The following is a 22312-nucleotide window of genomic DNA, read 5'->3' on the forward strand; positions in this document are numbered from 1 at the left end:
CCTACTTTTTAACATTCCATGGTAACAAGCTATCGATATCGGGCTCTGGTTTGCACAGTTCATCAAGGCAAGCATTGACGTAATCAAATGGGATCAGACCATTTGCCTTGGCGGTTTCTACAATACTGTAAAGTGTCGCACTAGCATGGGCACCATTGGTCGTTTGGCTAAATAACCAATTCTTTCGTCCTATCACAAACGGTTTTACTGCACGCTCTGCCCGATTGTTATCAATACTTAATCGACCATCATCTAGGTAGCGTATCAGCTTGTGCCATTGATTGGCTAGATAGTTAGCCGCTTCTATTAGCTTGCTGTTACCGACTAATTGTCGCTGATTCTGTTCAAGCCATGTGTTTAGCTTATTAAGAATAGGCAAACTATCTGCTTGCCTTGCGGTGTATTTTTCATCGATACTTTTATCTTTAATACGGGATTCAACGCCATACAGTTTCTGGATGAGACTCAATACTACATCGGCTTTACCTGCTTTATGTTTACCTTGTAGCTTTTTCGCGTCAATGAATTTACGTCTAGCATGCGCCCAACAACCTACGAGGGTAGCCTGTGTTTTACCATAAGCTTGATAGCCATCAACATGCAAGTAGCCTTTATAACCATTAAGATAATCGACTACGCAGGTGGCTGCGCGACTATTGTGGAAGTCGTAAAGCACGATATTAGGGATAGAATTATTCGGGACTGGTGAGTCTTGCCCTGAGCAATAGACCCACATGTAACTATTCACTTTATCAGATTTGACCACTTTTAATGGCGTTTCATCGGCAAACAGCGTGGACTGCTTTAGCAGCTCGTCTTTCAGTCTTTCAACTAATGGGGCGAAGCGGGTGGCTGATTTGTCTATCCAACTGCTCATGGTTTGGCGACTGAGCTCGATACCGTATTGCTTGAACATCGCTTCTTGGCGATAAAGCGGTAAACCATATTGGTATTTACTAGTAATAAGTTGAGCTAACAAACTCGCTGTTGCTATCCCTTTATTTATCGGCATCGCGGGCATGACAGCTTGTTTAATCGGTGTGTGAGTCGACGATTTATCACAGTGACGACAGGCGTATTTAGGACGAATATGTTCAATCACTTTAATTTGAGCGGGGATAAACTCAAGCTTTTCTGACTTATCCTCACCCATTTTATGTAGCTCACCGCCACAGCAACCACAGGTTTTATCCTCGATATCGTGGATCACTTGTTCACGCGGTAAATCTGTTGGTAGCGGCTTACGTATAGGCTTTTTACGGGGCGCGTTAGCCGATTGTTGCTCAGCCTTCAGGGCTTCAACAATCTCTTCTACTTCATTAAATAATTCACCTTGGCCAACAAAGCCTTCAGCACTTTTGCCGAATTGCTTTTGTTGGGCTAAACGCCAGCGCTCTTCCAATGCCGCAATGTGGGCATCTTTCTGTAAAGATAATTGTCGCTCATAGTCGAGGAGACTTTCAAGCTCAGCAATACGCTGCTTAAGGGCAAGTTCATTTTTCATGACGCCTATATTAAGGCATCACTACAGGCTTTCCAGTATTAAGTGAACAAGTGTTGATGATCATCAATTGATCCTTTTAATTAGAGTACTTGCTTACCGGTAACATCAATATTACGATGACCGATGACGTCATAACCCGATAATAACCAATGTAATTGTTGCTGACTTAAGGTCATGGTAGGAGATATAAGTTTGGGCCATTTGAACTTATGCTTATCTAACCGCTTATACCAGAGTGCAAAGCCGGTATTATCCCAATAAAGTAGTTTGAGTTTGTCACGGCCTTTATTACAAAACACAAATAGCGCCCCACTGAGCACAGGTAATTCAAGCTCTGCTTCCACCAAGGCCGCTAAGCCATTAATCGATTTACGAAAATCGACGGCATCGGCACATAAATAAACGGTGGGCACATCGACAAACATTCTCATACTGCTAGCCCCTTAACGATAGCCACAATATCGGTTGTTGCTAAATCGACTGGCAGGGTAAGTTGGCCTGTACGCATATCAAACTGTATGTTGTTTTGGTGAGTTTGAGCGCTGATTTCAGTGGTTTGTTTTACCTGGACAAAGCGTGATGCTGTGGGTCTTGGCGTTTGTGTTGGTAAAGGTGTTTTAGGCAAGCCCTCTGTCAATAAAGTGCGCTGTTTATAATAAGTGGCAATAGAGACATGATGGTGTTGGCAGAATTCAACATTAGTGCCACTGAAATGGCTACGTAGTTGAAAGAGTTGTTGCCACTGTGCGCTTGTTCTGTAAGTTTGCATTATCTGCTCCGAATTTATCATTGAGCAGGTATTCTTAGACAATCAGAAAATCGATACTAGGTGTGCTTTGCTAGACGCTTACTTAGATAATGGTAAAGAGTTCGCTCAACATGAAAAAATTGGGGAAAAGCTTAACGCGGATGTTTATTTTTCCCATCCTTATTCTTCTTGGGAACGAGGTATAAATGAGAATACTAATGGATTACTTAGGCGGTATTTTCCTAAAGGAACTGACTTTATGACACTTAGTGAAGAGGAAATAGAGGACGTGGTATATAAGCTTAATCACCGTCCAAGAAAAACGAGAGACTATAAAACCCCTCACGAATTATTTACGGGGCAATCAGAGATTCTGGTTGCCGCATAAACGATTGCACTTATCACTTGAATTCAAGCAAATTAAAAGCTTTCTATATTATTATTTATTATTGCTCATATCTTCAACTGGTTTTTTCCTCGATAGTCCCTATGAATGCTAACTTAGCATTCCATACTAAATCACCAATATTATCAGTTGGATTAAAACCAATAGGCGATAATAACAATATTTCACGGATCAAATTATGGTCAAAATGTTGACATGCTACATGTAATTTCTCTAATAAAACCATGTAATCTACTAATGGCAAAAATGACTCATTGGCTGTCATAATTCGTTCATGTGCAGTATCATCAACATTTTCTCCTACAAGTAATTCTTCATAAAGTTTTTCACCTGGTCTTAATCCGGTAAATTTCAATTCAATATCTCCATGAATATTTTTATCATTTTTTACTTCAAGGCCGGATAATTGAATTAAATTTTTTGCTAGATCAGTAATTTTTACAGACTCTCCCATATCTAATACAAACACATCCCCGCCTTTAGCCATAGCTCCAGCTTGGATAACTAATTGTGCAGCCTCCGGTATCGTCATGAAATAACGAGTTATGTCAGGGTGAGTGATCGTTAATGGTCCCCCTTCAGTAATTTGTTTTTTAAATAAAGGAATAACAGACCCAGATGAACCTAACACATTGCCAAAACGCACCATAGAAAAGCGTGTTCCATTGAGCTTTTTGTTTTCTTCTTCAGCTAAAGCCTGTAATCCAAGCTCAGCAAGGCGTTTCGTTGCTCCCATTACATTAGTAGGGCGTACAGCTTTATCGGTAGAAATTAAAACAAAAGATCCAACATTACTTTCTATTGCAGCTTTCGCCGTATTGTACGTGCCAAATACATTATTATACATACCTTCTACCACATTAAACTCTACCAATGGGACATGTTTATAGGCCGCAGCATGATAAACTGTATTCACTTTAAAGGTACCCATTACCATTTTTAATCGATTAATATGTTGTACCGAGCCTAGTAAAGGTACTACCTTAGTTATCCCTCCCATTTTTTCAATAAGTTGCGTTAACTCTTTTTCAATTTCATATAATGAAAACTCAGAGCGATCAAATAAGATTATATCCGAGGGTTTACCTTTAATAATTTGTCTACATAACTCAGAACCAATGGAACCTCCAGCTCCTGTCACCATGACCACTTTATTTTTGATATCAGCTTCAAGCAAAACTTTTTGAGGAGCGACAGGATCTCGTCCTAATAAATCTTCAATAGGAACGTCGCCTAATTGATCAATTTTCGCTTTACCAGAAACAATGTCTTCCATCGAAGGTACACTCAGTACCTCTACACGTAGATGAACTAATGAATCAATGATTTCTTTACGACTAGCACGAGATACATTTGGTACCGCTAGAAATATTTTACTAACGCTATATTTTGTAATTAATGACTCTGCAGTTTTTGCATTACAAACAGATAACCCTTGTATGACAGTGCCAATTAATGTTTTATCGGTATCGATAAAGGCAGCGGGTCGATATTCTTCAGAAGATTTCAAAGATAAAGCTAATTGTCGCCCTGCTCCTCCTGCTCCATAAATCAAAATACATTTCTGTCCCTTTTTCTTACCTTGAACCACCAAATTTTTCACAATTAAGCGAGAGCTCCCACAAAGTAGTGACAAAAAAGCAAAATAAATAATAGGTACTGTACGTGGCATAAAGGCTTGTAAATAAAAAGATAAAAGAGCCAACATCATTGCTGATATTAGCGCCCCAATAAAAATAACAAATAAGGCATGAAAAGTAAGGTAGCGTAAGATAGCACGGTATAAACCTAAACGAACGAAGGTAACTAGAGTGATAACTAAAGTCCCCAGCAGCACATAAACATTTTTAATGTCCATAAATAATTCAATTTGCCCTAGACGCAAAGCAAAAGAAAAATAAAAAGCAATACAAATAAAAATTGAATCAAATAACAAACTAATAATACGTTTTTTAGGACGAGACAATTGGGAAATATAATTTAAAAATTTCATGTTTTTCTTACAATTAGAGGTGGGACTGAAGAAGTTTTTAGCTATTTTTGAGTACCAATAGACAAGTTGATTTTAACACAACCAAAAAAAAAAATTTTAGATGAAATTAAACCATAGTTCAAATAACATTTATTCTTCTAATAATTTATTGTTATTTTTACACAAAAAATTATTAGAAGATTAAAATTACTGTAATGAGTCATGTTTAGTAGTTAGTATTAATGTATAATTTTTTAAAGAATAGCACGGCCATAAATGATGATAACCTTTGGTTGATTGAAACATTATTTAATACGATCGCCACTACCTTTCCCTATTACTGTTTGTAGAATATAAGTAAAGTAATTTTTTAAATTAAAATTATTAATCATTTCCTGATCTATTTCAGCTAATAATTCCGGTGTTGACATATCAATTTGGTTAACCTGAGCAAGTCCAGTTATGCCAGGTCTAACATAAAATACATTTTTTTCCTCTCTCGCTGAAATTAAATCAATTTGATTGAACAAACCAGGCCGAGGTCCAACTAAACTCATCTCCCCTTTAAGCACATTCCATAGTTGTGGTAATTCATCTAACTTAGTTTTACGTAAAAAGCTTCCAAAAGAAGTAATAGATGCACTACTTGCTAAATGACTTGCTACCGATTTTGTATCAACAGACATGGTTCTAAACTTAACTAATGTAAATGGTTTTTGATAACGCCCAACACGTTTTTGTTTAAATATTGGAGAACCAGTATCAAATAGTCCAATAACAAATAAAATAACTAAGAAGGGGAAGGCGAATATAAGCCCACACAGAGAGAAAAAAATATCTAAACAACGTATCATGTTTTGTCCATTGAAATTGACTTCGCAGCTTGCAGAAAACCGTATTCTATTGAATATGGTGGCTGCCAATTGAGTGTGTTTTTAGTATCAGTAATATTTAACTGTAAAGACCCTGTCAGTCTTTCGATTACATCATTTTTATTTAATATATTGCCTACGACTTTAAAACACCAATTAGGGATAGGTAAAGCAATATTGCGCTTACTTTGTACCTTTGCCATAAGTACAACCATTTCAGCCGTAGATAGGTCGTGGTCGTCACTCACTAAAAAAATTTTATTCGCAGCCTTAGGATGTGTAATGCAAACACCGATCAGATCAACCAAGTTATAGACTGAGACTAAGCTTCGTTGATTATATTTAATCAAATGAAAAGGCAAAGGAATGCCTTTTTTTACTAACTTCATTAAAGCTGAAAAATTTGCTTTAACTCCTGCACCGTAAACAAGTGGTGGACGAATAATAACAACTTCCATTTCGCCTTGCTGACCTAAAGCCAATAACTCTTTTTCAGCCTCAGCTTTAGATACTCCATAAGAATCTTGAGGCAGAGGGGCATCTTTTGCTGTAAAGGCTTCTTTATTTGACGTGCTTTCACCATTGACCTTAATAGTGCTAATAAAAATAAAGCGCTTAACACCTGCTTTGGCTGCTTGCTTAGCTAAATTTAACGTACCGTCACGATTAATACCTCTAAATTCTGACAATGAGTCAATTGCATTATCACCCATTACCTGGACTCTTGCTGCTGCATGGATAACCACATCAATACCATTAAGGACCTGTTCATAATAGGTCGAGGCGGATATTTCAGTTTTAACATACTCTAAATCTAGACTAGGTGTACGGCCCAAGCCAGTTAGCAGATAAGTATCTTTTAACTTACTCACTAAATGTTTTCCAATAAAGCCAGAATAACCCGTTAATAAAACCTTTTTCATCTTAATTCCCCCTCCCCATTAATATTCGACACTATAGCCACCCTTTTCAATATAATACTAGGTGTTTATTGAAGGTGATTAACAATGAACTCTGAATTACGTTGGCAGTTATCCCCATCTAAAGGGTTAAGTTCATTATTTGTTTGTACTCTCTGGTGATGGTAATAATCACTACTAAAAATCAATTTTTTTAACTCAAACTCAAAATCATCTTGAGTCGTCGGTTTAGGTCCAGGAGTGTATTGTTGATAAGGAATAGTAAAACCAATCTCTTGTTTATACTTACTATAATCATAAGGTAAAAAAAGTATCGGTTTATGAGTAACCAAAAAGTCAATATAGATGCTTGAATAATCAGAGATCAATAGATCAAAAGCGCCTAAAATATCATTTATTTCAACAACGTCTTTACTTGAAAGTAGCTTAACTCTATCTGAAGTTAATAACTCATTTGGGACAGAGGTTTCAAAATTAGGGTGTAACCTCAAAAAAATAGTAATATTATTTTGTTGTAAAAATGCAAATAAACGCTTTATGTCTACCCCATCGAACGGAAATAGATTCGTTTCCCCAAAAGCACGCCATGTGGGAGCATAAAGTACTCGTTTGCCCGAACCACCACCAGTTACTCGATCAAAAAGAGCTTCATCTGGCGTATACAAAACATCATTTCTTGCTTGCCCCATAATCACCACTTTATTAAGCTTTACGCCAGTAAAACCTGCCCAAGTAGAACGAAAAGCTTCAGAAGTTGAAAAGAAATAAGAGAAGTTATTACGTATTAATTTTAAATACATTTTTTTCTTAACGTTTGTATATTTTTCAAGTAGTCCAATATTTTTGATTGGTGTACCGTGTCCAAGGTGATATACATATCGCCTTACATTTAAGAATAAACCACCAACAGGAGTTTCCAAAGAAGATACCACCCACGTTTTTGCTCTCAACACATATAACATCCCTAAAAAGCTTTCACTTTCTATAAAGTAATCCCCGATTTCTGATGTTAGTTGGCTTCTTAAGTTGGCATCATTAATGACAAACTTGGTTTCTTTTTCAGGATAATGTTTAATGAAATATTCAAACAAAAATTTTGAATTATGCTTATAAGTTAAATTAAACTCTGATGAGAAAATCACCCTATTTTTTAACTTAGGTATAAATAAAAATAACAAGGAGGGTATTAGTCCTGTGATTAACAGCTTTAATCTCAGAAAGAGGTAACGATCTTTATTCATAGTTTTTTGAAAATCCGTGACCTAATTTATGGCAGTTTAAAAAACAAACCTAAGGTAATATTGTTAAGCTATTTTAATTTAAGTCGTTTTTTACTATTACAATAATATCTGTTCTAAATATTAAAAAGGTGACGTATAAAGTAGAGAGCCCGCAGGTATCATTAATACATGCGTTTTATAATATCCAACTTCATCGATATTTTCCCGATGAATAAAAATTTTTACGATGAGTAAAAAGCACTCTCATCAAAAAGAGAAAGCTCATCTTTATCAGATATTAATATGACAATATGAAATAGATAAGGTTGCCAAATATTATGGTTTTTATAGCGTTAATTTACCGCTGTCAACGACTGTATTAATAACACGATCCGCCGACAAACCATCTTCATGTGGATTGTATAAAGTATTAAACTTACTCATATCCGACGTTCGATTAAAGGCATGCAATATATCATTAGCTAAGGTTGATGGTAAAGAGCTGATTGCCCCTGGAAGCTGTTGATTTATATTTAAATAAAAACCTCTAGTTTCATTTTCATAAGTATCTCTGTCATACATAAAAAATAATGAAGGCTTATTTAAAATAGAATAATCAAAAAATAAACTTGAATAATCCGTTATCAAAAGATCTGAAATCAATAATAGATCATTGACGTTATCGTAATCAGAGACGTCTATAAATTGACTATCTTCTTTATCGCGGGATGTAAAATAATGACCTCGATAAAGAAAGATAATTCTCTCATCAAAACAATCCAAAAATACTTTAGAATCTAGAGGATTAGTTAAAATATGAGAATTAGATTTATTACAAAATATATTATCTCTAAAAGTTGGCGCATAAAGTATAACTTTGATTCCAATGGCGATATTAAGCTTTTTTTTAATTGCATTAATATAGTGGAAATTATCTCTATATTTGACTAATTGATCGTTTCTAGGGTACCCCAACTCAAGCACTTGCGATGGTCTCAAAGCAAAGCTACTAATAAAGCAACTTGAGGCATATTGGCTAGGGGATATAAAGTAGTCAATCATTTTAGATTCTATCTGATATAGATATCGAGTCCCCTTTTGACTCGCCAATGCATTATTATCACCTTTAATATCCAGGCCTATCCTTTTCAATGGCGTCCCATGCCAGCACTGTGTAAAGACTTGACCTACTTTTTTTATGATACAAAAAGGGATTCGACAATTTACAATCCAATATTGATGAGTTGCATAAGCCAAGTAATAATTCGTACTTCCATACAAAACAACGTTTGTTTGTGAGTGTTCCTGTAGCGTTGAATACAAGGGATGTGAACTAGAAGAAAGCACCCAAGTATAAGTATTATTATTATCTTGTTTTAATAATGCTTCATATATTGCCAGGGGAGAGTCATTAACCATTTTCCCTCTAAAGCATTCAAATAAAAAAGAATTACTTACCACAGAGGCTTTCTTATATTTTTGGAAATAAATTGCTCTACTAAAAGTAACATAAATGACTTTAGATAAATAATCCAAGAGAGGGGATTTAGCAAATAATGTCTTAATAGACGTTTTTAAATATACAATAAAGCGCATCATTATTATTCGCTATTTAGAAAGGTAGCCAGTGGTTTCACGTCATCAGTCATTGAGTAAAGACTTTAGGTTTTTACTTTTAATCTCATTAACGAGTCACCGTAATGAGTAAAATCTATATACTGATAAAAGACCCACAACAATGACTAAAACCATCATTCTTGCAAAGGTTTAGTAAAATGGAGAATGCGTTTTAGTTACAGTTTAAGGTAATATTTTTATATTATTGAGTAGATATAATTTTATCAACATTCGCTTTTTAAACTATTAATTTAACCAAAAAAGTTGTCATCATATATTCAAAAAATAGAGCCTGATAGTAATTGATAGCATAATCATGGTCAAGCTCAACCAACATCATAACTATAACCACATACTAATATTGCGTCCTTTATTTCAACTCAAGAGCTAAGTGTCAAAGTGCCTCACTATAATTTAGTGTAATTACTCATGAAGAGAGAACTAAAATACAAACTAGATTAAAAGTAAGTTATTGATAAATGAAATGTGGTATTTAAAAACATCTTCTTTTAGGAAGGAAAAAGTCATATTATTATTCAATTTCTTATTAGATTTAAAATTTAATAATATACAATAACCCCTTACAATGGTGAAACTTAGATTCAATTAATCATGGACAATCACTAATTGGATGTAAAATATTCTTGAATAAGATCAACTAGGCAAGTGTTTTTAAAAGCGAAGTATCAAAAATAACAATTCAAAAGTAATATTAGTAATTAACGCCCATAAATGAAACAAACAAAAGCAGTTAAATGCACGTTTGTTCTTAAAAAGATAAAAATTACCATGAAAAAAAAAATCTATAATATAACCCTTCTGATCTTAAGAAAAATAGTTGATCCTCTATTATTAAAAAATAGAAATAAAGTCGTCCTTTATTCTTCAACAGGCGTGCTTGATGCAAATTTAGAATGTGTAAAAGCCTATTTATACTTTTACTACCCAAACATTAAAGTTGTTGTATTAAAAGGGAAAATAAAAAATAATTCTCAAAAAATCATTTGTTTTTTATATACGTTTTTTACAAGTTATTATGTCATTGTAGATCATGCGATTCCACGCTTTATTACCAATAACAAACGTGAAATTTATAATGTATGGCATGGTATTCCATTAAAAACAATTCGTCATTTCGACCAAAAACGATTTACAGGAGGTTTTCTAGATTTTGAATCTCAAAATTTAACTGGTCTTGTTTGCTCTTCACCTTTAGATAAAGGTGTAATGGCAGCCTGCTTTAACGTACCTACATCTAAATGTATTCTTTCAGGCTTACCTCGTGCTGATTTATTAGAGTCAAATGGACTAGAGTGGTTCACAGACCACCAAGAACAAGAATTGATTAAAGACTTGAATGGCAGAAAGTTGATTTCATGGATGCCGACCTATCGCGGTACATGGGAAGAGCTTAATGAAATTACTGCATTCAGCTATGAAGAAGAAGTCCTTATGAGTGAATTCTTAAAAAGGAATAATGCCGTACTAGGCGTTCGCCCGCACAAATTTAGTAAGCTACAACCTTTACTCTTACTTGAAGAGAATAATCTTTTAGTAAATTTAGAAAAGTATATGATCACCAATACATTATTAAAACATACTCAAGTATTAATTACTGACTATTCAAGCGTTTGGCTAGACTATTCATTAATATCTAAAAATATTTGCTTATACTTGTTTGATGCTCAAGAATATGATGATGAAAGAGGGATGATTTATCCGTTAGAAGAAGTAGTAACAGGTGAGATATCTTATGACTTTACACAGTTATTATTTTCATTGAATAAGATGATTGAAATTGACAGCACACAAAAAATTCAACCTTCTAAACTATTTTTTAAATATAACGATGCATGCAATACAAAGAGGTTTGTTGAACATATGTTGAATAAAAACACTTAAAATCACTCTTTCATAAGCTTAACTAACTTAGTTAAGCTTATGAACAGTTGATAACTTATTAGAACGGTAATTTTTATAAATAAAAAATTCAAGAGTAAACTTGTATCAATATCCCGCCCATCAATAATCAAGGATAACTACCTAATTAAACTTACCTCAATAAATATTAGATAGATTTGATATGCCTAGTCTGTTTATTTTAATAACCCCTCGAATTGCTCAAGTGCATTTTTATTATATTTTTCCCAATTAATATTAACAGGGCTAATTCCGCCATCGATGAAATTTAACATACCTTGGTACAGACCATTTTCATTGTTATCGACAATAGTCCCATAGCCTTGCTCTAAAAATGCTTTTGGTGCAGGTATATCTGTAGAAATAACAGGTACGCCTAAAGAAATAGCCTCAAGCATTACTAACCCTAACCCCTCATAATGAGAAGATAGTAAAAATAAATCACAATGCTTTAAAATAGGGAAAGGATTTCTTATCGAATTAATTATTATAATTTTTTCAGCAACTTTAGACTCTTGGGCTAACTTAAGTGTTTCCTTGTAGATTTTACCAGGCCCACCAATAATAATTAAATATAAATCATTATTTTTAATACAAGCTCTTTCGAAAGCAGATATTAATCTATCATGTCCTTTTTCAGGTGAAAATCTACCAATGCTAATAAACTTTTTCTTCGTATTATCATTTAAGATTAAATTAAGTTTATCTAGTTCTATTGTTGATTTTGTTTCTGGATTAAAAACTATATTTTCATGTGCTCTAACAACTACAGTATCATGAGGATGCAAGTTCTCTACAACTCTTAACTTAGACTTATCTACCTTAAATTCCCCAAAACACTCTGAAAGAACGCCATTAACTAACGCAATATTATCAAAACTACTATATGCGACATCCATCGTAGGTTTATGACAAAAACCTCTTATTTTATATTCTTTCCACATATCATTGTGTACATAAATAGTCTTTTTTATATCCGAAGATGCAAATAAATTAATAACATGACGATCATAGCCACTAAATTGCAGTAAATGTACAAAATCACAATTAGGATATGCCTTCTTAAAGTTACCATTGTATATTTTAGAGACAATAGGACTTAAAAAAGATACGTTCATATTAAAATATAAGAATAAAACTAACGCTTCATAATAAGTATAATTAAGCATAGCTCTAAACGGAAGATACCCTATACTTTCATCCAGCTCTAGAATAGTATTTTTATTAGCTTTAACGGCAGATTGCGAAAACGTTAAAAAGATATTAAATTTTGATTTATCAACTTTCCCTAATAGACTTGTTATGGAGGTAGTGATGCCATTTTTAGCAAGGTTCCCAGGGTAAATTAATATATTTTCTTTTCCATTATTTAATGGAGAGTCTAAACGAACTGAGTCTTTTTTATTAAAAAACAGAAGATCATTCAGGTTTTTAGCACTATTTTCTGATTCCAAAGATGAAAAAGATAATGAATTTCTATCGTATAGACATGTACCCTCATCTTTTACATAATTAATGATTTCACTTATGTCATTTGATTTATAAAATGGGATATCTTCTTCATTAATTGTAATTCCTCGATATTCTTTATACTCCTCATAATCAAACTGATAAAGAGCAATTTTTTTATTTGAATTAGAAAAATCAAACATAACAGAAGAGTAATCAGTAATTAAGACATCAGACAGATTTAAAAAGTCATAAGTTTCTATATGGGCAGGAAGCTCATAAGTATTACAAAAATCATCTAAACTTATATTTTTCTTCATTAAATAATGAAAACTTACATATAACACTTCATTTTCTGATAAAGATTTTGATAGCTCTTCAATAAAAAGATAGACATGTGACATTGTAAACATATTGTTCTTTCTACCTAACTTCCCTCTCCATGTAGGCATATAAACAATAATTTTTTTATCCGACAATCCTAACTCATTTCTTAATGCATCATTATCGCTAAAAAAAACATCATTCCTAGGATAACCTTCTAGAACATATTGACCTTTATATAGATTAGTCAACATATAATCTCTATCCATAACTTTTTTTGTATGCTCGTTAGGGAATAATATATAATCACACATCAAAAAATTTCTTTGTATATTTGTTATCATATGAGGTTCATCTATATCTGACCTCCCCATATTTTTGAATGGTGTGCCATGCCACGTATTAAGATAAATTTGCCCTTCTTTTTTTAAAAAATAATCAGGGAAACTTGTACTATTAATCAAGTATTTTGCTATACAAAGAACAGCACAATATTTTTTTGAATGAATTTCAATCAAATTAACATCATTCAACCCATAATAGTTTAATCTTTCTTGAATTTTTGCCTTGGTTGTTTTTTTACAAGCGACATAAATACTTAAATCTTTATCCTTCCTAGAATAGAGATCTTTCAACAAGTAAAATTCATTACTAGCAATTTGACTACCATGATATGACTCAAATAATGCTATATTTTTAATCTTATTTTGTTTTTTAAATTCAATCGAATAATATATTTTAGCTTTTTTTTGTTCTTTTTTTAGAACTAAACGAATAAACTTTTTTACTTTAGAAAACATAAAATACCTAATTACTATTTATATTTATTCATAACTTCATCGACAGTACCATCTAAGATAACTTTACCTTTATCTAGATATACAGCCCTATTACACATACTTTTAATGTCTGAATCTGTATGTGAAACAATGATAATCAATCTTGATGACTTCATTATCTCGCGCATTCGTTTGTTACATTTCTCTTTAAAGTATTTATCGCCAACACTCAATACCTCATCAATAATCAAAATATCGCTACGATATGTTGTTGCAATAGAAAAAGCTAATCGAGAGACCATGCCACTTGAATACGTTTCAATTGGCTTGTTAATTGAATCATCAAGCTCTGAAAAATCTATAATATCTTTAATCTTATCTTCTATCTCTTTCTTTGTTCGGCCAAGCAAAGCACCAGCTAAATAAATATTATCTAATCCACTTAGTTCACGTGCAAAAAATGAATTAAGAGACAGCAGAGACCCAACATCTAATTTTGAATAAAATTGACCACTCGTTGGCTCGAGAACTCCAGATAATACCTTACAAATAGTTGATTTCCCTGCGCCATTACGCCCAACGATACCAACAATATCTCCTTCATAAAACTTTAAAGAAACGTTGTTTAACGCAGCTTCTCTATTTGCGTTCGAATTTGAGGCGACACGTTGCCTTTCATGTTTAGATAAGAATAAACGCTTTAAGTTAAAACTCGTACTATTTGCATATTTTAAAGTGACATCATTAAGTTCGACGACTAAGTTTTTATCATTACTCATATTAAACATTCCTGATGATTTGAGGAGTAAGCTTTTTACAGACTCTAATTAATATAAATAATGCAAATGATGAAAAGACTAGTCCGTAAAGCATATTTTCATATTGCACCTTGTCCGTATAAATTAGTGCGTTATTGTAATAATTAATTAAATGAGCAAACGGATTTAAATCAACTAAGAAACGAAAGTTTTCAGGCACTCTATCCGCTGGATAAATAATTGGCGTGAGATAAAATAAAATTCTCAGTCCAAAACCAACTAAAAATGCAGTATCTTTTACAAATACATTCAATACGGCTAAAAATAAAGATAATGCACTCACAGCAACGAGAGAAGTGAGGAATGTAATAGCAAGTGCAAAGAAATCAGGCACAAACCCTAAATAAAGTAATATCGATTGCAAAATTAAATAAGCAAAGAAAAACGTGTAACACTCACCAAACACTTCGGAAGTTGGTAAAATGGGAAGCGGCATTTTTACTTGGCACACTATACCTTTATAACGGCGAAAAGATTTTGTTGCGCTAGACATGCTAGAGCTCCACCATTTCCAAAGTGTAACCCCTATTGCAATCATTAAAAGTTGGTCTGCGCCACTGTGTCCAAAAATAACCCCGACAACATAACTGTATAAAGCAATTAACATCAGAGGTTCGATTATCCACCATAGATAACCTAAAAAGGTACCTCGAATATTTGCTTTTTTCTTTAAATGTGCCAATGTGTAAAGGATATACATATTTCTTGATATTGCTTTTGTATTCAAGTTGTTACCTATTAATTTATCTTTAAAAAATATTAATATTTATGATTTTTAATGAGTGTACACATTAAATTCGTATTTTGCTGAAGTTGTTTATTTTGGTCAGTAAAAACTGAGTATCTTAATACTCATATTAAATGGTGAATAAATGCCAGTTAATTAAGCTTATAGGCTTACATCGTTAATCATTAAATTTATTCATTACCATCTATTGATAAGTAATAACCGATTACCTTAGTATCTAAAAAATGATTACAACATTTACTGGTAAAGTTATTTTAACTTAAAACTTTATATCTCGTGGAGAGAGTATATTTAAATAAATCCCAAAACTATTGATGCATTATTGCAGCCCAACATTTTCCATTATAAAATGGTAAATACTTGACATATTAATCACAAGTAAAATAATGTTTTTGACGTTTAACTTATGCTTAATTATTTCCTGCTTACGTTGTTCTAAGTAGACATCAATTTACTTAAGCGCTTTTAAAACAAAAAAATAGACACTCTTTTTACAAAAAAGCACCTTAATATTTTAGGCTTCATTTTAGTTAAAGCAATTCTGTAGAAGTTAGATATTTTTTGCAATTTCAATAATTTCTGATGTAGAAATTGAAGGGGTACGAGGAAAATAAACGACTTCACAAATATCTGAAAACTCATCAAAACGACCTTTCCAGTCATCACCCATTGCTAATATATCACCACGGTAGTATTCAATGTATTCACGTTTTTTTTCTAACGAATGCTCTACAAAGACTTCATCAACAAAAGACAATGATTGGATTATTTTTAAACGGTCTTGTTCGTTGTAAATAGGATTACGTTGTTTTTTGCTGAAGTTCAAAGCATCGCTGGATACCCCAACAATTAAAGTGTGACCAAGACTAGCGCAACGTTCAAGAATATTAATGTGCCCTACATGAAAAACATCGAATGTTCCAAAAGTGATGACGCGCTTTGACATAATTTACTTACCTAATATAAAGTGGCTAATACCAATAATAATTATTATTCATTACTGTATGGATTATAGTGATTGTTAAAAGCTTTAAAATACAATGATTACAACTATTGCCGTTTCATTACATTGAGTGGTATTTTCAGTAAAATAACCTAAATTTTAGTATTTATATAAAAATGATTTCAACTAATATCATTCAAACACTTGTTTTTATCATAAATATAAAGATGTATGAGACCTATAATAATTAAGTTGTTAAAAAACAAATGATAATGATTAATAATAAATTATTACAAAATTCACTATATACATTGAAATACACTTTTCTTAATACTAATCACTTGTAAAAAGTAGGTACTCTGAAGAATAGCTGCGCAGCATAACCAAAGTGATCTTTAAAATCAATATTATCCAGCCTAATGTTTACTGTATTATTAGTGATTAAAACTCATCACTTTAAATGAAATAACATAAGCCCTTAGAGAAATGATTACCTATCCATTAATATATTGAATATTTACTTTACTGAATTACTTAGTTTTAAAATCATAATTAAGACCTAAATAAGCAAACTAACGTAGTTTAATTGACTCAACTAACCCAGTTAATAAATAATTGTTTTAACTGGAGATTGAAATAAAAACACGTAGAAACAGTATAAAACTTATACTATTCAAACCAATCGCATTAATTAACTGATTTATTTTTCTTGTTAAAATAGATCAGTTAATTAATGCGATTGGTGTAAAAGGTTGTTCGTTATCGTGAGGATGTAAAAATACTCTTTTACCTAACACGTTGCCTTCTAAATCTGTTATTTGCCATTCGTCAGCATAATGCTTCCAACTTTGATCGTTATGCTTTACTTGTGTCGAAAAGCACCAACTACCATTTTGACATTGAGTCGCCTCTACATATTGAACTTGTACATAATCAAGTGAAGTTAAATAATCATCTGATTTAGAATAAGCAATTGCACTTAACGAAATAAATAATCCTAATAGAAATCGTTTTTTCATTGCTCTCACCGGCGTTGTTAAATCATAAATTTACATGAAATCTAAACTAATATGAAATAGGGGTTATTTTTGAACAATATAGATCTTTAATACTAAACTTGGCGTATTGAACATCATACACAATAGTATGAAGTGAAATTCTAGGAGTCTATTATTACTATTAAACATTTTACTCAACATGATGTTGAAGCAATGCCAACCAGACAACGTGCTCACTTCATTAATAGCTTATCTGGCTTTAAGAGTGCTAATTTAATCGGAACACAAGATGTAAATGGACAAACCAATCTTGCTATATTCAGTTCAGTGGTGCATCTAGGAGCATCACCCGCTTTAGTTGGTTTCATTATGCGCCCAGATAATAACGACCGACATACTCTTGATAATATTAGTATGAGCAAGCAGTATACGATTAACCAAGTGTCCGCAGACTTTTATGAAAAAGCGCATCAGACATCAGCAAGATACCCAAGAGAAAAAAGTGAATTTGACGAAGTTGGTTTATCTACTTTTCATTTAGACTCGATCAATGCTCCCTTCGTAAAAGAAAGCCGTTTGAAATACGCTGTCACATTAAAAGAAATACTGCCTATTCCACTCAATAATACTTTGTTTGTTATTGGTGAAATAACCGATATTATTTGTGATCAAGAGGTAATTAAAGATGATGGTTATATCGATATAGAGTCATTACAAACGGTGAGCGTATCCGGACTTGATAGTTACCATACAAGCCAACGTTTATCACGTTTAAGCTATGCAAAACCCAATACTATCCCACATGATTTAAACCATAAGTTGAAATAAAATGACAGACAATCAACTAACCATTTTCTATGACGGTAACTGCCCTTTATGTAGCTTAGAAATGCAAAGGTTAAAGGAGAAGGATGATCAACAAAATATTCTATTAATTGATTTACACCAAGCTAACTTCGATGAGCAGTATCCACATATCAATGTCGATAAAGCATTAGCCATTTTACATGGTGAATACCAAGGTAAGTTGTTATTAGGCTTAGATGTAACTCATCGAGCTTGGGCATTAGTAGGAAAAGGATGGATGGTCGCTCCATTACAGTGGCCAATCATCAAACCTCTATCACACCTCGCGTATCTACAATTAGCCAAGTACCGTTATCCTATTTCTCAGTTTATTTACAAGCGTTTTGGAATCGGTATAAAACAATGCAACGAAGGAACTTGTTATGACAAACCAAACAACACTAATAATAGGGGCAAATAGCGCGATAGCTAAAGCCTTAGCGTTACAAGTGATAGACAACAATGACTCTCACCTAATTGTTGTCACACGTGATATTAGCTTCTATCAACATGAAAAATTTAGTCATTGTAAAGTTATTAGCATCAAAGATTATCAAGAGTCTTCGATAAAAACAGTTGTACAAGCAATAGGTGAAGATGAAGCAATATCAATAAGCCAAGTATTCATTTGTCATGGTTTGTTACATAACGACGTTATTACCCCTGAAAAACGCTTACAAGAATTTTCAGCAGAATCATTCACTGAAATATTAACAGCGAATACCATTACCCCGATGTTATGGCTAAAAAACTTGCTGCCAACTTTAAAAGGTAAGCAAGCCTGTAAAGTCGTTGTTTTTAGTGCGCGAGTTGGCAGCATTTCAGATAATAAAATAGGGGGGTGGTACAGTTACCGCGCATCAAAAGCAGCGATTAATATGTTATTAAAATCTGCTGCAGTGGAGTTTTCAAGGACGGCTAAAAATATTAAACTTATTTCCTTTCATCCGGGAACGACGGATACACCACTTTCTAAACCTTTTCAGAAAAACGTACCTGAAAATAAGCTATTTACGAGTGAGTTTGTTGCAAAACAACTGCTACAAATAGTGGAAGATAATAAAGTTGATGGAGAGGCAAGTTTCTTAGATTGGCAAGGTAAAGCCATTCCTTGGTAATGCCTTATTGAGCTAAACGATTGTAGGCTAAAATCGCTTAGCTAGTAATTTAATGGACACATTTAACACTTTATTCTTTGTCAAAGCTATCAACGACAATCGCCCCCATTGAAGCAGGCATGCTGATCACTATAATCCGCTTTAACGCGGTTAATGGATCATCGACAAAAGGTAACTTATTCAAACAGAGTAAGACTAATGCAACAACAAAAGCCGTCATTAAATAGGCAATAACAATGCGCAATATAAATATCATTTTCCTACTTTTAATTTCTTTCTGGAAAACGCTTTGATAGGTATATAACGTTAAAAAGATAACTGATAACGTTAACAACAATAAGAGATTTTGCGTAGGTAACGTTTCACCTAACTTCCAAGCCTCCTCTGAGAATGAAACAGGTACTGCAAGCGCAAATGCACCTACAAAAATCTGACCAGCATCTTCAGTATTAAAACTGTATTTCATATAAGCCTTAATGATATTTTTAATTAAAAACAGTGGACTGTTTATTCATAATTTAAAGAATATATATTATATCAATCACATTAATTAACTGATTAACTGATCTATTTTACTTGTTAAAACAACTTATTTTTTCGTTGTAAACTTCGTAAAGGGTACAAGCATTAACATATTTTATGTTAATGCTTCGGCAGATGAATAATGAAATTAATCTTCGAAGGTCTTAAACTAAGACACTTTCCCTAACGCCTAAATAGAGCATTTATTTATCCAGATTGGTATTACTTAATAATATACAAAAAATAGAAAGATTAAGATCAGAAATTTAAATTTATCGTTAGAAAGCTTTAGATTAACAATCTTAGTATTCAGCGATTATAAATAGTCTTATTGTAATAAGGTATATAGTTAATAGGCTTACGTTTGTAGTTATATAATGTTTCAGTATTACATGCCTTACTATCTAAACCTCTAAATTCGTGAGTATCTGAGTTCGTGAGTTCGAAATATTTATTAATTGAGCAATATAACTAAAGTATCTTTAGCTATATATAATCGACTTTTCATAATGAAAATTAATAGCTACTTTTCTACTAAACCATAAGGAATAGAATTGAATACCTCAGGATGTTTAGTTATTGTCGGTGCCACATGCATGCCTTTCCAATCAAGTAACATAATTGCTAATACATTACGATGTTCACCTTTTTTCAAATCTACTTCTCCAGTCACTGAAGGAACTAAACCATGCTCTCTATTTAATGCTTTCTGAATAGCCTTTCTTGTTTTTAAAACAACAGGATCATCGTCTAACCCAGCGAGTAAAAAGTTAATACCAACCTCTGCAATCACGTCTTCTTTAGCACGCTCAATAATGATATCAATATTGTTACGATAATAATCATATAGCCACTGGTAATCTTGCTCATTAATAGGATGTTGGTAATAACCAGATGCAGCAAATATAATATGTGTTAATCCATAAATTTTATTACCAAATTGTTGATCTGAAAGCTTACTATCATTGTTATCAGGATAAACCTTCCTAAGCGTAGTAATAAAGTCTTCAACAACATTTTGTTCACCTAACTGCCTTAACCAGTACACTTGATTCGCTAACTGTGCAGCCCACGCTTTTACCATCTTTTCATCAGTAACATACTTAGTAAAATCATAACGACGAATAACCTCTCGTAATTTTTTATCTTCACGATGTTTAAGTCCATATTCATCAGCACGCGCCATTGAACCTAATAAACCAACACCAAGATAAAGATACTCAGGCATAGCTATAGTCGCTTGATAACGTAGCTCTTTGCGCTCATTCGCCTCATCTCGATAATCGATAATTCGTTTTTTAGAATAAATATCTATTTCCTCTGCAGTATAAATCTCACTAGTAATCATATTGAGCCGACTAGCAACACGTGCCATATCTGACCATACTGAGGCTGCATATTTATTATCTAGCGTTTGCCTATACATTCTTAGTCCGTAATGCCCAGACTTGAAAGCAGGTAAAGTATATAAATTTGCTTCATAAGTACGGCGGATAAGTTCAGCATCTTGTTTAAATCCACTCTTTTTAAGCTTATCATTATTTTTAGACCCATTAAGTATTGTTGATGTTGTGTAATCCTGATCAACGATACTTGTTATTGGAGCCCCTATAGCAGGGTTATGAAGAGTAATAAATAGCAGTAAAAAAGAAATGACAGATATTTTAGTCGTTAATGTTTTCATAAGAATTCCTTTTATTATGTTCACAAATTTTAGGAGTAATGCAATAACGATTTATTGAAGTTAAGTTTATGACTTACTAGAAGATATATTTGTTAATTTAGATCATATTTATGCGATTCAAAGTTATACCGATTACGTTAAATAAGTGATCTAAATTTTGCGTAGAAAAAATGACTTAGTTTAAGGCGTAAATTAAGCTGAATGATTGTTCCCTTTACGAAATTTACAACGTAAAAATAAGTTCTTTTAACAAGTAAAATAGATCAGTTAATTAATGTGATTCGTATTAGTCTGTCATTGATAAATATAAAGCTGTAATTAATTTGAACAAAAAAATTTAAAACTCACTTTTTAAAAATTCGTCAATTTTGCTATTCAACATAAGACAATCAATACAGCTAAAAAGTTTCATTTCGAAAAACAATACCAATTCCGGTAATTAAGTTTCCAGATTAGTCCAGTCTCTATAATATTGTGAGATGACTCTATTTTTGTCTTCATTGAAGCGATTCCAAGCATCACAACATTTATTGACAATATCGTTATACCAAGTGATCATTCTTGCTGGTTAAAATCACCCCTACTGCGTTGTGAGTTTTGAAGTGAGAACAACTATCCCCTACAACTCACGCCTTATTAGTGTTAATTTTTCCTGCGCAATCTCTGATCACTTATTTAATTCTATTGGTATAATACCAATTCCGATAATTAAGTTTCCAGATTAGTCCAGTCTCTATAACATTGTGAGATGACTCTATTTTTGTCTTCACTGAAGCGATTCCAAGCATCACAACATTTATTGACAATATCGTTATAACCGTCAAAGCATCTATTCGCGATTTCATTATCCCGCATCCAATGCCAAACTTGTTCGATTGGATTCAATTCAGGAGAGTACGGAGGC

20 protein-coding genes and 1 pseudogene are annotated in these 22312 nt (G+C 32.8%); 5 read left to right on the plus strand and 16 right to left on the minus strand.

Going from position 1 to position 22312, the window contains the following annotated elements:
- Window position 1 precedes the first annotated feature (1 nt).
- From SP041_RS12340 to SP041_RS12350, 3 genes are all read right to left on the minus strand, one after another.
- A complete protein-coding gene (locus SP041_RS12340; RefSeq protein ID WP_025565447.1) occupies window positions 2-1504 on the minus strand; it encodes an IS66 family transposase in 1503 nt (500 codons plus the stop codon).
- Between the two features lie 80 nt (window positions 1505-1584).
- On the minus strand, window positions 1585-1935 hold the full coding sequence (tnpB, locus tag SP041_RS12345) for an IS66 family insertion sequence element accessory protein TnpB (protein ID WP_025565448.1): 351 nt from the start codon (window positions 1933-1935) through the stop codon (window positions 1585-1587).
- Window positions 1932-2273 (minus strand): hypothetical protein, encoded by a 342-nt coding sequence (locus SP041_RS12350; protein ID WP_025565449.1) that lies wholly within the window; start codon window positions 2271-2273, stop codon window positions 1932-1934. Before SP041_RS12350 ends, tnpB begins: the two co-directional genes overlap by 4 nt.
- 85 nt (window positions 2274-2358) lie before the next feature.
- Here SP041_RS12350 and SP041_RS12355 point away from each other — a divergent pair.
- Window positions 2359-2640, plus strand: a pseudogene (locus SP041_RS12355) (IS30 family transposase); the annotation flags it as partial.
- Window positions 2641-2713: 73 nt separating this feature from the next.
- Here the strand turns inward: SP041_RS12355 and SP041_RS12360 are convergent.
- The 5 genes from SP041_RS12360 to SP041_RS12380 form a co-directional block, all read right to left on the minus strand.
- Entirely contained in the window at window positions 2714-4651 is a 1938-nt protein-coding gene (locus tag SP041_RS12360) for a nucleoside-diphosphate sugar epimerase/dehydratase (protein WP_025565452.1), read from the minus strand.
- Between the two features lie 284 nt (window positions 4652-4935).
- Entirely contained in the window at window positions 4936-5484 is a 549-nt protein-coding gene (locus SP041_RS12365; RefSeq protein WP_025565453.1) for a sugar transferase, read from the minus strand.
- Window positions 5481-6425, minus strand: a complete 945-nt coding sequence (locus SP041_RS12370; RefSeq protein WP_025565454.1) for an SDR family oxidoreductase — start codon at window positions 6423-6425, stop codon at window positions 5481-5483. The genes SP041_RS12365 and SP041_RS12370 overlap by 4 nt, the downstream gene beginning before the upstream one ends.
- Before the next feature lie 65 nt (window positions 6426-6490).
- A complete protein-coding gene (locus tag SP041_RS12375) occupies window positions 6491-7663 on the minus strand; it encodes a CDP-glycerol glycerophosphotransferase family protein (protein ID WP_081695416.1) in 1173 nt (390 codons plus the stop codon).
- Window positions 7664-7987: 324 nt separating this feature from the next.
- Window positions 7988-9241, minus strand: coding sequence for a CDP-glycerol glycerophosphotransferase family protein (locus tag SP041_RS12380; protein WP_025565457.1), 1254 nt, complete (start codon window positions 9239-9241; stop codon window positions 7988-7990).
- Window positions 9242-10048: 807 nt separating this feature from the next.
- Here SP041_RS12380 and SP041_RS12385 point away from each other — a divergent pair.
- Entirely contained in the window at window positions 10049-11161 is a 1113-nt protein-coding gene (locus SP041_RS12385) for a CDP-glycerol glycerophosphotransferase family protein (RefSeq protein ID WP_025565458.1), read from the plus strand.
- Between the two features lie 194 nt (window positions 11162-11355).
- Here the strand turns inward: SP041_RS12385 and SP041_RS12390 are convergent, their stop codons facing one another.
- The 5 genes from SP041_RS12390 to SP041_RS12410 form a co-directional block, all read right to left on the minus strand.
- Entirely contained in the window at window positions 11356-13752 is a 2397-nt protein-coding gene (locus SP041_RS12390; RefSeq protein WP_025565459.1) for a glycosyltransferase, read from the minus strand.
- A gap of 14 nt (window positions 13753-13766) precedes the next feature.
- Window positions 13767-14510 carry an ABC transporter ATP-binding protein gene (locus SP041_RS12395; protein WP_025565460.1) on the minus strand — a complete coding sequence of 248 codons (744 nt, stop codon included), beginning with the start codon at window positions 14508-14510 and terminating at the stop codon, window positions 13767-13769.
- 1 nt (window position 14511) lies between these two features.
- Window positions 14512-15276: an ABC transporter permease gene (locus tag SP041_RS12400; protein WP_025565461.1), complete on the minus strand. Its 765-nt coding sequence runs from the start codon at window positions 15274-15276 to the stop codon at window positions 14512-14514.
- A 571-nt stretch (window positions 15277-15847) separates the two neighbouring features.
- On the minus strand, window positions 15848-16243 hold the full coding sequence (locus SP041_RS12405) for an adenylyltransferase/cytidyltransferase family protein (protein WP_025565462.1): 396 nt from the start codon (window positions 16241-16243) through the stop codon (window positions 15848-15850).
- Window positions 16244-16962: 719 nt separating this feature from the next.
- Window positions 16963-17259 (minus strand): hypothetical protein, encoded by a 297-nt coding sequence (locus SP041_RS12410; protein WP_025565463.1) that lies wholly within the window; start codon window positions 17257-17259, stop codon window positions 16963-16965.
- A 192-nt stretch (window positions 17260-17451) separates the two neighbouring features.
- On the opposite strand from SP041_RS12410, the gene SP041_RS12415 reads away from it, so the two are divergent.
- The 3 genes from SP041_RS12415 to SP041_RS12425 are packed head-to-tail and all read left to right on the plus strand — an operon-like array spanning window position 17452 to window position 19202.
- Complete coding sequence (locus SP041_RS12415; protein WP_051368616.1) at window positions 17452-18066, plus strand: flavin reductase; 615 nt, start codon at window positions 17452-17454, stop codon at window positions 18064-18066.
- Between the two features lies 1 nt (window position 18067).
- Window positions 18068-18505, plus strand: coding sequence for a DUF393 domain-containing protein (locus tag SP041_RS12420; protein WP_025565465.1), 438 nt, complete (start codon window positions 18068-18070; stop codon window positions 18503-18505).
- On the plus strand, window positions 18468-19202 hold the full coding sequence (locus SP041_RS12425) for an SDR family NAD(P)-dependent oxidoreductase (protein WP_025565466.1): 735 nt from the start codon (window positions 18468-18470) through the stop codon (window positions 19200-19202). Before SP041_RS12420 ends, SP041_RS12425 begins: the two co-directional genes overlap by 38 nt.
- Before the next feature lie 70 nt (window positions 19203-19272).
- On the opposite strand, the gene SP041_RS12430 is transcribed toward SP041_RS12425, so the two are convergent.
- The 3 genes from SP041_RS12430 to SP041_RS12440 form a co-directional block, all read right to left on the minus strand.
- On the minus strand, window positions 19273-19668 hold the full coding sequence (locus tag SP041_RS12430) for a DUF2391 family protein (protein ID WP_025565468.1): 396 nt from the start codon (window positions 19666-19668) through the stop codon (window positions 19273-19275).
- A 579-nt stretch (window positions 19669-20247) separates the two neighbouring features.
- The gene (locus SP041_RS12435; protein ID WP_081695417.1) at window positions 20248-21408 is read right to left on the minus strand and encodes a DUF3541 domain-containing protein; all 1161 of its coding nucleotides are present in this window, start codon (window positions 21406-21408) and stop codon (window positions 20248-20250) included.
- Between the two features lie 708 nt (window positions 21409-22116).
- Window positions 22117-22312, minus strand: a 196-nt coding sequence (locus SP041_RS12440) for a transposase (RefSeq protein ID WP_170968549.1), incomplete at its 5' end; no start/stop codon positions are given.

Origin of the sequence: Psychromonas sp. SP041 (assembly GCF_000470315.2) — a bacterium.
Classification (GTDB): domain Bacteria; phylum Pseudomonadota; class Gammaproteobacteria; order Enterobacterales; family Psychromonadaceae; genus Psychromonas.

Bases quoted from the DNA above. Each gene is read 5' to 3' on its own strand.
- SP041_RS12350 (WP_025565449.1), bottom strand. From the start codon at position 2,273: ATGCAAACTTACAGAACAAGCGCACAGTGGCAACAACTCTTTCAACTA.
- SP041_RS12395 (WP_025565460.1), bottom strand. From the start codon at position 14,510: ATGAGTAATGATAAAAACTTAGTCGTCGAACTTAATGATGTCACTTTA.
- SP041_RS12385 (WP_025565458.1), top strand. From the start codon at position 10,049: ATGAAAAAAAAAATCTATAATATAACCCTTCTGATCTTAAGAAAAATA.
- SP041_RS12420 (WP_025565465.1), top strand. From the start codon at position 18,068: ATGACAGACAATCAACTAACCATTTTCTATGACGGTAACTGCCCTTTA.
- SP041_RS12405 (WP_025565462.1), bottom strand. From the start codon at position 16,243: ATGTCAAAGCGCGTCATCACTTTTGGAACATTCGATGTTTTTCATGTA.
- SP041_RS12340 (WP_025565447.1), bottom strand. From the start codon at position 1,504: ATGAAAAATGAACTTGCCCTTAAGCAGCGTATTGCTGAGCTTGAAAGT.
- SP041_RS12375 (WP_081695416.1), bottom strand. From the start codon at position 7,663: ATGAATAAAGATCGTTACCTCTTTCTGAGATTAAAGCTGTTAATCACA.
- SP041_RS12360 (WP_025565452.1), bottom strand. From the start codon at position 4,651: ATGAAATTTTTAAATTATATTTCCCAATTGTCTCGTCCTAAAAAACGT.
- SP041_RS12415 (WP_051368616.1), top strand. From the start codon at position 17,452: ATGCCAACCAGACAACGTGCTCACTTCATTAATAGCTTATCTGGCTTT.
- tnpB (WP_025565448.1), bottom strand. From the start codon at position 1,935: ATGAGAATGTTTGTCGATGTGCCCACCGTTTATTTATGTGCCGATGCC.
- SP041_RS12365 (WP_025565453.1), bottom strand. From the start codon at position 5,484: ATGATACGTTGTTTAGATATTTTTTTCTCTCTGTGTGGGCTTATATTC.
- SP041_RS12410 (WP_025565463.1), bottom strand. From the start codon at position 17,259: ATGAAAAAACGATTTCTATTAGGATTATTTATTTCGTTAAGTGCAATT.
- SP041_RS12430 (WP_025565468.1), bottom strand. From the start codon at position 19,668: ATGAAATACAGTTTTAATACTGAAGATGCTGGTCAGATTTTTGTAGGT.
- SP041_RS12390 (WP_025565459.1), bottom strand. From the start codon at position 13,752: ATGTTTTCTAAAGTAAAAAAGTTTATTCGTTTAGTTCTAAAAAAAGAA.
- SP041_RS12380 (WP_025565457.1), bottom strand. From the start codon at position 9,241: ATGATGCGCTTTATTGTATATTTAAAAACGTCTATTAAGACATTATTT.
- SP041_RS12370 (WP_025565454.1), bottom strand. From the start codon at position 6,425: ATGAAAAAGGTTTTATTAACGGGTTATTCTGGCTTTATTGGAAAACAT.
- SP041_RS12435 (WP_081695417.1), bottom strand. From the start codon at position 21,408: ATGAAAACATTAACGACTAAAATATCTGTCATTTCTTTTTTACTGCTA.
- SP041_RS12425 (WP_025565466.1), top strand. From the start codon at position 18,468: ATGACAAACCAAACAACACTAATAATAGGGGCAAATAGCGCGATAGCT.